9 protein-coding genes are annotated in these 10,609 nt (G+C 69.4%); 4 read left to right on the forward strand and 5 right to left on the reverse strand.

Annotated elements, in window-relative coordinates; all coding sequences use genetic code 11:
* The 3 genes from AC27VN_RS20335 to AC27VN_RS20345 form a co-directional block, all read right to left on the reverse strand.
* Window positions 1-259: biotin carboxylase N-terminal domain-containing protein (locus tag AC27VN_RS20335; RefSeq protein WP_490877676.1), on the reverse strand; the 259-nt coding region annotated here is incomplete at its 3' end.
* Between the two features lie 13 nt (window positions 260-272).
* A complete protein-coding gene (locus tag AC27VN_RS20340; protein WP_057591117.1) occupies window positions 273-521 on the reverse strand; it encodes an acetyl-CoA carboxylase in 249 nt (82 codons plus the stop codon).
* Between the two features lie 50 nt (window positions 522-571).
* On the reverse strand, window positions 572-1,345 hold the full coding sequence (locus tag AC27VN_RS20345) for a 5-oxoprolinase subunit PxpA (RefSeq protein WP_490877677.1): 774 nt from the start codon (window positions 1,343-1,345) through the stop codon (window positions 572-574).
* A gap of 256 nt (window positions 1,346-1,601) precedes the next feature.
* On the opposite strand from AC27VN_RS20345, the gene AC27VN_RS20350 reads away from it, so the two are divergent.
* A complete protein-coding gene (locus AC27VN_RS20350; protein WP_490877678.1) occupies window positions 1,602-2,528 on the forward strand; it encodes a LysR family transcriptional regulator in 927 nt (308 codons plus the stop codon).
* A gap of 15 nt (window positions 2,529-2,543) precedes the next feature.
* Here AC27VN_RS20350 and AC27VN_RS20355 read toward each other — a convergent pair whose 3' ends face one another.
* Entirely contained in the window at window positions 2,544-5,693 is a 3,150-nt protein-coding gene (locus AC27VN_RS20355; RefSeq protein WP_093353495.1) for an efflux RND transporter permease subunit, read from the reverse strand.
* Window positions 5,690-6,919 (reverse strand): efflux RND transporter periplasmic adaptor subunit, encoded by a 1,230-nt coding sequence (locus AC27VN_RS20360; RefSeq protein ID WP_490877679.1) that lies wholly within the window; start codon window positions 6,917-6,919, stop codon window positions 5,690-5,692. The genes AC27VN_RS20355 and AC27VN_RS20360 overlap by 4 nt, the downstream gene beginning before the upstream one ends.
* Window positions 6,920-7,103: 184 nt before the next feature.
* On the opposite strand from AC27VN_RS20360, the gene AC27VN_RS20365 reads away from it, so the two are divergent.
* From AC27VN_RS20365 to AC27VN_RS20375, 3 genes are all read left to right on the forward strand, one after another.
* Entirely contained in the window at window positions 7,104-7,562 is a 459-nt protein-coding gene (locus AC27VN_RS20365) for a hypothetical protein (RefSeq protein WP_490877680.1), read from the forward strand.
* Window positions 7,563-7,702: 140 nt separating this feature from the next.
* A complete protein-coding gene (miaB, locus tag AC27VN_RS20370; RefSeq protein WP_093353487.1) occupies window positions 7,703-9,061 on the forward strand; it encodes a tRNA (N6-isopentenyl adenosine(37)-C2)-methylthiotransferase MiaB in 1,359 nt (452 codons plus the stop codon).
* Window positions 9,061-10,485: a sensor histidine kinase gene (locus AC27VN_RS20375; protein WP_490877681.1), complete on the forward strand. Its 1,425-nt coding sequence runs from the start codon at window positions 9,061-9,063 to the stop codon at window positions 10,483-10,485. Before miaB ends, AC27VN_RS20375 begins: the two co-directional genes overlap by 1 nt.
* The last annotated feature ends 124 nt before the right edge of the window (window positions 10,486-10,609 follow it).

A 10,609-nucleotide genomic window follows, 5' to 3' on the forward strand; every position in this document is an offset into this window, starting at 1 on the left:
AGCCGTAGCCCGGATGCACGGCGCCCGCGCCGCTGTGGGCCGCGGCCTGCAGGATGGCGTCGGCGCTCAGGTAGCTCTTGCTGGCATGGGCCGGGCCGATGCGCACGGCCTCGTCGGCCATCTGCACGGCCAGGCTCTGGGCGTCGGCGTCGCTGTAGACGGCGACGGTCTTCAGGCCCAGCTCCTGCGCGGCGCGAATCACGCGCACCGCGATCTCCCCGCGGTTGGCGATCAGCAGCTTGTCGAATGCAGCGGTCATCGCGTCGTCTTCCTCAGGCGGTCTCGATCACGGCCAGCGGCTGGCCCGGATCGACCGGCTCGGCGTTCTCGACCGCGAAGCGCAGCAGGCGGCCGGCCGCGTCGGCCGTGACTTCGCTGAACTGCTTCATCACCTCGACCAGGCCCAGCACGTCGCCCACGGCTACCGTGTCGCCCTCGGACTTGAACGGCGGCGCGTCGGGCGCCGAGCGGCGGTAGAAGGTGCCCGGCAGCGGGCTCAGGACTTCATGGGTAGCGGACATGGGATGCACTCCTGGGGACGGAACGGAAAACGGGGAAGGGAAAGAGGGGATCAGCCCTGCGCGGCGAGCCCTGCAACCTCGATGCCATGCGCGGCCAGCGCGCGCCGCGTGGCCTGCACCAGCGCGAGCGCACCGGGCGTGTCGCTGTGGATGCAGACCGAGTCGAAGCCGATGGGCAGGTCCTCGCCCTCGACCGTGCGCACCGTGCCCTCGGTGCAGGCGCGCAGCACCTTGGCCGCGACCGCCTCGGGGTCGAGCGCGCCGACGCGGCGCGTGAAGACGATGGAGCCGCTCAGGTCATAGTCGCGGTCGGCATAGAACTCGCGCACCACGGGCTGGCCCAGCTCGCGCGCCACGCGGCAGGTGACCGAGGACTCCATGCAGAACAGGCGCAGGCCGGGCTCGATGCGCTGCAGCGCCTCGACCAGCGTGCGCGACAGCGCCTCGTCGCGCGCCGCATGCATGTAGAGCGCGCCGTGCGGCTTGATGTGCTGCAGCGCCAGCCCCTCGAGCCGCGCGAACTCGCGCAGCGCGCCGAGCTGGTAGACCATGTCGTTGACCAGTTCCTCGGCCGGCGCCTGGATGTGGCGCCGGCCGAAGCCCACCAAGTCGCGAAAGCCCGGGTGCGCGCCGATGCCCACGCCGTGCTCGCGCGCCAGCGCGACCATGCGCCGCATGATGTTCGGATCGCCGGCATGGAAGCCGGTGGCGATGTTGGCCGAACTGATCAGCGGCATCAGTTCCGCGTCGACGCCATCGCCGATGGTCCAGGGGCCGAAGCCCTCGCCCATGTCGGAGTTCAGATCGATCCGCTTCTTCTTCACGTGTGACAGCCTTTGTTCGTTGTGCGTCCCGTGGCCGCCAAGGCGCGGCGCGGCGGGACGGTCCGAAGATTAGTGAGCGGTCCAAAGACTGAAAAGCATTGTTTTCCGCGCACTCGGTATCTGAAAAACAGATGCTGCGTTGCGGCGCATGCCTTGCTACGCTGGAGCCATTCGATCGCGCGGTATCGGGTTTTCACCAACCCATGCACCGGCTGCCCCGCGTTGCCGATACCGATCCACTCCCCGAAGCCCCGCCATGTCCCTGACCCTTCGCCAGCTCAAGTACTTCTCGGCGGTGGCCGAGGCGGGCCGCATCTCGCACGCGGCGCTGCAGCTCAACATCTCGCAGTCGGCCGTGACCACCGCGATCCGCGAGCTCGAGGAGATGCTGGGCCAGCAGCTGTTCGAGCGCCATCCGCACGGCGTGGAACTGACCAAGGGCGGGCGCCGCTTCCTGAGCCACGCCTATGCGGTGCTGGCCGCGGCCGACGAGGCGCAGCGCATGCCCAACGAGGACGCCGCCGTGCAGGGCGAGCTGACCATCGCCGCGAGCTACACGGTGCTGGGCTACTTCCTGCCGCACCACCTGCAGCGCTTCGAGCAGCTGCATCCGCAGGTCACGCTGAAGGTGCACGAGGTGGCGCGCGAGGCGATCGAGGAAGGGCTGATCACGCGGCGCTACGACCTCGGCGTGGTGCTGACCTCGAACGTGGTGCTGCGCGAGCTCTCGCTCGAGACCTTCTTCGGCTCGCAGCGCCGGCTGTGGGTGCCGGCCAAGCATCCGCTGCTCGACAAGGCCGAGGTGACGCTGGCCGACGTGGCGGCCGAGCCCTACATCATGCTCACGGTCGACGAGGCCGCGGCCACCGCGCTCAAGTACTGGGGCCGCACGCCGCACCAGCCCAAGGTGCGGCTGCGCACCAGCTCGGTGGAGGCGGTGCGCAGCACGGTCGCCAACGGCGGCGGCGTGACGGTGCTGTCGGACATGGTCTACCGCCCGTGGTCGCTCGAAGGCAAGCGCATCGAGACCATCAACCTGCGCGACCCGATCCCGACCATGAACATCGGGCTGGGCTGGAAGCAGGGCGTGGAGTTCTCGCCCGCGATGACGGCGCTGCGCGACTACTTCCGCCAGCTGTTCCTCGATCCCGCGTCGGCGCGGCAGGGGCGCGGGCGCGCCTGAGCCCGCCGCGCTCGCTCAGGCGTGCGAGACCTCGGCCTGCGCTTCCTTCGGCAGGTCGACCATCGGCCCGCTGCCGCTGTAGCGGTCGAGCGCGAGGTAGATCGCGGGCGTGATGTAGAGCGTGATCACCTGCGAGAAGATCAGCCCGCCCACCACCGCCACGCCCAGCGGCTGGCGCAGCTCGGCGCCCGCGCCCAGGCCCAGCGCGAGCGGCAGCGCGCCCATCAGCGCGGCCAGCGTGGTCATCAGGATCGGGCGGAAGCGCAGCCGGCAGGCCTCGCGGATCGCCTCCACCGGCTGCAGGCCCTCGGTGCGCTGCGCGTCGAGCGCGAAGTCGATCATCATGATCGCGTTCTTCTTCACGATGCCGATCAAAAGCAGGATGCCGATGGTCGCGATCAGCGTGAGGTCGAAGCCGAAGATCTTCAGCGAGATCAAGGCGCCCACCGCCGCCGAGGGCAGGCCCGCGAGGATGGTGATCGGATGGATGTAGCTCTCGTAGAGCACGCCCAGCAGCACGTAGATGACCAGCACCGCGAGCACCAGCAGCACGGCCTGGCTGGACTGCGAGCTCTGGAACACCGCGGCATCGCCCCCGTAGGTGGTGATGATCGACTGCGGCATCTTGAGCTCGTCCTTGAAGCGGTCGATCTTGGCGGTGGCATTGCCCAGCGGCACGTCGGGCCCGAGGTTGAACGACACCGTCACCGCCTGCAGCTGACCCTGGTGGTTGACCGAGGTCGGACCCACGGTGCGCTCGATGCTCGAGAAGGCCGACAGCGGCACCAGCCGGCCGGTGGTGCTGCGCACCGACAGGCGCGAGACGTCGTCCTCGAACTGCCGGTCGTTGTCGGACGCCGAGAGGATCACCTGGTAGGTGTTGCTGGCCGCGTAGATGCTACCGATCTGGCGGTCGCCATAGGCGTTGTAGAGCGCGGTGCGCAGGTCGCCCACGGCCACGCCGAGCACGCCGGCCTTGTCGCGGTCGATCTTCAGCGTGGCCTGCAGGCCGCGGTTCTGCGAGTCGCTGGTGACGTCGCGGAAGTCGGGGTCGGCGCGCATGCGCTCCATCAGCCGCGTGGCCCAGGGCACCATCTCGCCGGCGTTCACGCTCTGCAGCGTGTACTGGAAACGCGCCTTGCTCTGGCGCCCACCCAGGCGCAGGTTCTGCACCGGCTGCATGTAGACGGCGATGCCGGGAATCTCGCGGAAGCGCTGGCGCAGCGACTCGAGCACCTTGGGCATCTTCGGCCGTTCGCTGCGCGCCTTGAGCACCGCGAACAGCCGGCCCGAGTTCTGCGTGGCCGTGGGGCCGCCCACGCCGACGAAGGAGCTCACGTAGTCGACGCTGGGGTCGGCCATCAGCGCGTCGGACACGCGGTCCTGCAGCGCCTTCATGGCGGTGAAGGAGATGTCCTCGGCGGCCTCGGTCGTGATCTGGATCTGGCCGATGTCCTCCTCGGGGAAGAAGCCCTTGGGGATGGTGATGAACAGCCAGGCCGTGACCACGAAGGTGGCGCCGGCCATCAGCAGCATCAGCCCGCGGTGCGCCAGGGTCCAGTCGAGCGTGCGCATGTAGCTGCCGTGCACCCAGCGGTAGCCGCGCTCGAAGGCGCGGCCGATCGCGGTGCCGGGCTCGGGATGCTCCTCTTCATGGTCGTGGCGCGCGCCGCCCTCGGGCCGCGGCACCTGCTTGAGCAGCCGGCTCGCGAGCATCGGCACCAGGGTCAGCGAGACGATGGCCGACACCAGCACCGCCAGCGCCACCACCACCGCGAACTCGTGGAACAGCAGGCCGATCACGCCCGGCATGAAGAAGATCGGGATGAACACCGCCACCAGCGAGATCGAGATCGAGACGATGGTGAAGCCCACCTCGCGCGCGCCGCGCAGCGAGGCGGCCAGCGGGTCCATGCCCTTCTCGACGTAGCGCATGATGTTCTCGAGCACCACGATGGCGTCGTCTACCACCAGGCCCACGGCCAGCGTGATGCCGAGCAGCGAGACGTTGTCGAGGCTGTAGCCGAAGGCATAGAGCAGCGCCACCGCGCCGATCAGCGAGATCGGGATGGTGGCGGCCGGGATCAGCGTGGCGACCAGCCGGTGCAGGAACAGGAAGATCACCAGCACCACCAGCGCGATGGTGCCCAGCAGGGTGAGCTGCACGTCGTGCACTGCCTCGCGGATCGACAGCGAGCGGTCGTTGACCATCTGGATCTCGACCGACTGCGGCAGCTCGGCCTTGAAGCGCGGGATCAGCGCGCGCACCGCGTCGACCACCTGCACCGTGTTGGCGTTGGGCTGGCGCTGCACGGCCAGCGAGATCGAGCTCTGGCCGTTGAAGCTGCTGGCGGTCTTGACCGACTCGAAGCTGTCCTCGATGGTCGCGACCTCGTCGAGCCGCACCGGCGCGCCGTTGCGCTGGCCGACGATCAGCTTGGCGAAGTCGGCCGCGCGCGTGAGCTGCTGGTTGGCCTGGATGGTCAGCGTCTGGCGCGGGCCGTCGAGCACGCCGACGGGCGTGTTGGCGTTGGCGGAGTTGACCGCGCGCGCGAGCTCGTCGAGCGTGATGTTGCGCGCGTTGAGCAGGTCGGCATTGGCCTTGATGCGCACCGCGAAGGCCTTGCGGCCGTACACGCCCACCTGCGCCACGCCGTCGATGGTCGAGAGCGTGGGCGAGATCAGGTTCTCGGCGTAGTCGTTGAGCTCCGAGGGATTCATCGACGGCGAGATCAGCGCGATGAACAGCACCGGCGCATCGGCCGGGTTGACCTTGCGGTACGAGGGCAGCTGCGTGAGCTCCTGCGGCAGCTGGCGCTGCGCGCGCAAGAGCGCGGCCTGCACGTCGACCGCGGCGGCGTCGATGTCGCGGCTGCTGACGAACTCGAGCGTGAGCGAGGTCACGCCCTGCGTGTTGACCGAGCTGATGGTCTGCAGGCCCGGGATGGTCGAGAACTGCTTCTCGAGCGGCAGCGCGACCGAACTCGCCATGGTGTCGGGACTGGCGCCCGGCAGCTGCGCATTGACGTTGATGACGGGCGTGTTGTAGCTGGGCAGCGCCGCGACCGGGATGCTGAAGTAGGCGAAGATGCCCACCACCACGACGGCCGCGGACAGCAGCACCGTCATCGCGGGACGGCGGATGCACAGCTCGGAAATGTTCATGCGCGTTCCCGCTGCGTCGAGCGGATGTCGACGCCATCGGACGACGCCGCGCTGCCGGGTGTCACGCCCGTGGTGCCGCCGGGCGCGGCCGGGGTCGCGGGCGCGTCGCCGCGCGGCTTGTCGTCGATGCGCACCTTGCCGTTGGGCCGCACGTTCTGGCTGCCCTCGATCACGACCTGCTCGCCGGGCTCGACGCCGCTGACCGCGACCTTGGTGCCGAAGGTATGCAGCGTCTTCACCTTGCGGCGGCTCGCGTTGCGTTCCTTGTCGACCACGTAGAGCGAGGTGCCCTCGGGCAGCATCATCAGCGCCGCCGCGGGCACCACCGTGACGCCCTCGAGCGTGCGCACCGTGATGCGGGTGCCGACGAACTGGCCGGGCCACAGGCTCTGGTCGGCGTTGTCGAACACGGCCTTGGCGCGCACGGTGCCGATCTGCGGGTCGACCGTGTTGTCGACGAAGTTGAGCGTGCCCTGCAGCGTGTCCTTGCGGCCCGTGACCACGGCCTCGACGCGCGAGCGGGTGCGCGCGGCGGCCAGCAGGTCCTGCAGGTTGGCCTCGGGCACGGGGAAGCTCACGGCGATCGGGTCGAGCTGCGTGACCGTGACCAGCGACAGCGTGGGCTGCACCAGCGTGCCCGGGTAGATGTTGACGGCGCCGATGCGGCCCGCGATCGGCGCATGCAACTTGGTGTAGCTCAGCGCCACCTGGGCCGACTGCACCGCGGCGCGGTCGGCCGCGACCGCCGCGCGCTGCGCCTCGAGCTGCGACAGCGTGGCATCGGTCGCGCTCTTGGAGATGAAGTTCTGCGCCAGCAATTCCTGGCTGCGCTTGTACTGGCGCTCGAGGTCGGCCAGCGTGGCCTCGTCGCGCTTCTGCTGGGCCTGGGCGCGCGCCAGGTTGGCCTGGTCGTTGCGGTCGTCGAGCGTGAAGAGCAGTTGCCCCTGCTTCACGAACTGGCCTTCCTTCACGTGCACCACGTCGACCGTGTTGGTCACCTGCGGTCGCAGGTCCACGCTGTTGAGCGAGACCACGCTGCCGTTGACCTGCACCGTGACCGGCACGTCCTGGCGCACGGCGGTGGCGAGCGTGACCAGCGCGGTCGGCGCGGCCACCGGCCCCTTGGCGCTCTTCGCCGCGGCGCGCTCGCCCGAGCCGCTCCACCACCATCCCGCGGCGGCGACGATCGACACGCCCACGAGGGCGATGACTGCGTTCTTCTTCATGGGTTTTTGTGCACTTTGGGCTGACAGCGGCTATTGAATCGCGGGGGGTTCCGAGTGTCCATCCACGCCGTAAAGAAAAGTAAAGGCCAGGGCGCCGCGCCCGGTAAAAACGGTCGGGATAAGCACCGATGGACAGGCACCCCGCTCGCTAGAATCCCCGCTCCACAGCCTCTGGATGAACCCCATGAACCGCTGCAAGACACCCACGAACGCTCTTCATTTCATAGCAGCCTGCGCAACGCTGGCAGCCACTTCCAGCGTCTTCCCGCTCCAGGCCAGCGCGCAGGACGCGGTGCCCCGGCCGCAGACCCAGAACGAATCGGCAGTCGGCGGGCGCAATTTCCCGGTCGGCACCCTGCGCGGCAAGTTCCGCGTGATCGACGGCAACGACGTGATGCTCGACGGCCGCGCCGACCGGCTCGCGCCCGGCGCGCGCATCCGCAGCGGCCAGAACATGCTGGTGATGAGCGGCGCGATCACGGGCCAGAACCTGCTGGTCAACTACACGCGCGATGCCGCGGGCATGCTGCGCGAGGTCTGGATCCTCACGCCCGACGAAGCCACCGCCAGCCGCGAATCGCTGAACAAGCCCTTCCTCAACATCTGGCCGTTCGTGCAGAACGACACGGTCAACACGCAGTAGGCCCCTCGGCATCTCGCCAGCGGCCGTCGGCCGCACCGGCATTCCTTTCGCGGACACGCCCCGCCGCTTTCGCCACGAAAGCCCCGTGTCCGCCCGGCCCTCCGCAAGACGAGGGCCCCTCCTATATAGAAGAGCTCCCCATGACCGCCAAGAAAGTCTTCATCAAAACCTTCGGCTGCCAGATGAACGAGTACGACTCGGACAAGATGGCCGACGTGCTCCATGCCGCGCAGGGCTACGAGCCGACGCAGAACGTCGACGAGGCCGACCTGATCCTGTTCAACACCTGCTCGGTGCGCGAGAAGGCGCAGGAAAAAGTGTTCTCCGACCTGGGCCGCGTCAAGCACCTGAAGGCGCGCGGCGTGAAGATCGGCGTCGGCGGCTGCGTGGCCAGCCAGGAGGGCAACGCCATCATCGCGCGCGCGCCCTACGTCGACATCGTGTTCGGCCCGCAGACCCTGCACCGGCTGCCCGAGATGCTGGCCGAGCGCGAGCGGCTCGACCGCCCGCAGGTCGACATCAGCTTTCCCGAGATCGAGAAGTTCGACCACCTGCCGCCCGCGCGCGTGGAAGGCGCCACTGCCTTCGTGTCGATCATGGAAGGCTGCTCCAAGTACTGCAGCTACTGCGTGGTGCCCTACACGCGCGGCGAGGAAGTCAACCGGCCGCTCGACGACGTGCTGGTCGAGATCGCCGGCCTGGCCGACCAGGGCGTGCGCGAGGTCACGCTGCTGGGCCAGAACGTCAATGCCTACCGCGGCCGCATGGGCGACACGGCCGAGATCGCCGACTTCGCGCTGCTGATCGAGTACGTGGCCGAGATCCCCGGCATCGAGCGCATCCGCTACACCACCAGCCATCCGAACGAGTTCACGCCGCGGCTGATCGAGGCCTATGCCAAGGTGCCGCAGCTCGTGAGCCACCTGCACCTGCCGGTGCAGCACGGCAGCGACCGCATCCTGATGGCGATGAAGCGCGGCTACACCGCCATGGAATACAAGAGCACGGTGCGCAAGCTGCGCGCGATCCGGCCCGAGCTCGCGCTGTCGAGCGACTTCATCGTCGGCTTCCCCGGCGAGACCGAGGCCGACTTCGACAAGATGATGAAGCTGATCGACGACTGCCAGTTCGACGCCAGCTTCAGCTTCATCTTCAGCCCGCGCCCCGGCACGCCGGCCGCCGCGCTGCACGACGACACGCCGCACGAGGTCAAGCTGGCGCGGCTGCAGAAGCTGCAGGCCGTGATCGACGGCAACGTGAAGCGCTTCGGCGAGGCGCTGGTGGGCAGCACCCAGCGCGTGCTGGTGGAAGGCGCCTCGCGCCGCGACGCGAACGAGCTGATGGGCCGCACGGCCTGCAATCGGGTCGTCAACTTCGAGGGCGACGCGCGGCTCGTGGGCCGGATGACCGACCTGCGCATCACGCGCTCGCTGGCCTACACGCTGCGCGGCGAAGTGCCCACGCGCGAGAGCGCGTCCGCCGCCGGGGCGCTCGCCTGATGGCGAAGCGATCGATACGGGGCTCGTTCCAGCAGCTCCTGCTGTTCGCCTTCCTGCTGATCACCGCGCTGCTGGTGGGCGTGGCGCTGCGCTCGGTGCTGCAGTACGACACCTTGATGACGCAAAGCCGCGACGCCGCGGCGCGCGCGCTGCGGCTGTCGGGCGCGGCGCAGTCGCTGGCCGAGCGCAGCGCGGCGATGGAGCGCGCCGGGCGCCAGTCGCTGGTGCTCAACGATTCGGTGCTGCGGCGCCGCTTCGACGATGCCGCGCGCGAGGCCCACGGCGTGCTCGAGCGGCTCGAGAAGAACGGCCTGGCGCCCGCCAGCACCGAGGCCTGGCGCACCCAGCTCGGCGTGATCGAGGGCCTGATGAGCGGCAACGCCGACAGCGCGCTGCAGCGCGAGAGCACGATGGCGATGCAGTTCCGCGACCTCGACGCGCTCAACACCAACATCGCGCAGCAGGCCCAGTTCCTGATCGAGATGCAGAACGACGCGCTGTCCAAGCGCATCGAGAACGCGCGCCGCCGGCTGATGCGCGAGGTGGTCGCGGCCAGCGTGCTCGCGGTGTCGCTGGCGCTGGCCTTCGGCATCTGGCTGGCGCGGCCGTTCAAGCGGCTCGAGCACGCCATCGTCGGCCTGGGCCAGAACCGGCTCGACGAGCCGATCGACATCCGCGGCCCGGCCGACGTGCGGCGCGTGTCGCAGCAGCTCGAGTGGCTGCGGCTGCGGCTGACCGAGCTCGACGCCGACAAGGCGCGCTTCCTGCGCCACGTCTCGCACGAACTGAAGACGCCGCTGGCGGCGCTGCGCGAGGGCGTGTCGCTGCTGGAGGACGGCGTGACCGGCGCGCTGAACCCGGCGCAGCTCGAGGTGGCGCAGATCCTGAACCAAAACACGGTGGCGCTGCAGGGCCAGATCGAGGCGCTGCTGCGCTTCAACGCGGCCGCCTTCGAGGCGCGCGAGCTGCGCCGCGAGCGCACCGAGCTGCTGCCGCTGATCGAGGAGCAGATCGAGTCGCAGCGGCTGCAGTGGCAGGCCCACGGCCTCACGGTGCGCGCCGAGGGCGAGCGCATCGCGCTCACGGTCGACCGCACCAAGCTCGGCACCGCGATCGCCAACCTGCTGTCGAACGCGATCCGCTTCTCGGCGCGCGGCGGCACCATCACGCTGGTGGTCTCGGGCACGCCCGAGGCGGTGCGCATCGACGTCAACGACGCCGGCCCGGGCATCGCCGAGGGCGACCGCGACCGCATCTTCGAGCCCTTCTACCGCGGCGAACGCCAACCGGAGCATGCGGTCAAGGGCACGGGCATCGGACTTTCCATCGTGCAGGAGTACATTGCAGCCCATGGGGGCCGCATCGCCCTGCTGCCCGAGGGGCCCGGCGCGCGTTTCCGCATCGAGCTGCCGCGCACGGCCTGAGCTTCCCGGCGCCCCCACATCCCCGTAGCCATCGCCAACGCCCCGCGTCGTCCTTCTTCGTCCATGTCTTTTTCGTCCGTACGCCCCTCCACCGCCACCCGCGCACTGGCTGCGCTGGCCGCGC

The sequence above is a fragment of the Variovorax sp. 20P10.2.4 genome (genome assembly GCF_058244205.1).

Excerpts from the sequence above, each read along its gene's own strand:
- AC27VN_RS20340 (WP_057591117.1), bottom strand. The coding sequence starts at position 521 with ATGTCCGCTACCCATGAAGTCCTGAGCCCGCTGCCGGGCACCTTCTAC.
- AC27VN_RS20350 (WP_490877678.1), top strand. The coding sequence starts at position 1,602 with ATGTCCCTGACCCTTCGCCAGCTCAAGTACTTCTCGGCGGTGGCCGAG.
- AC27VN_RS20355 (WP_093353495.1), bottom strand. The coding sequence starts at position 5,693 with ATGAACATTTCCGAGCTGTGCATCCGCCGTCCCGCGATGACGGTGCTG.
- AC27VN_RS20360 (WP_490877679.1), bottom strand. The coding sequence starts at position 6,919 with ATGAAGAAGAACGCAGTCATCGCCCTCGTGGGCGTGTCGATCGTCGCC.
- AC27VN_RS20365 (WP_490877680.1), top strand. The coding sequence starts at position 7,104 with ATGAACCGCTGCAAGACACCCACGAACGCTCTTCATTTCATAGCAGCC.
- miaB (WP_093353487.1), top strand. The coding sequence starts at position 7,703 with ATGACCGCCAAGAAAGTCTTCATCAAAACCTTCGGCTGCCAGATGAAC.
- AC27VN_RS20375 (WP_490877681.1), top strand. The coding sequence starts at position 9,061 with ATGGCGAAGCGATCGATACGGGGCTCGTTCCAGCAGCTCCTGCTGTTC.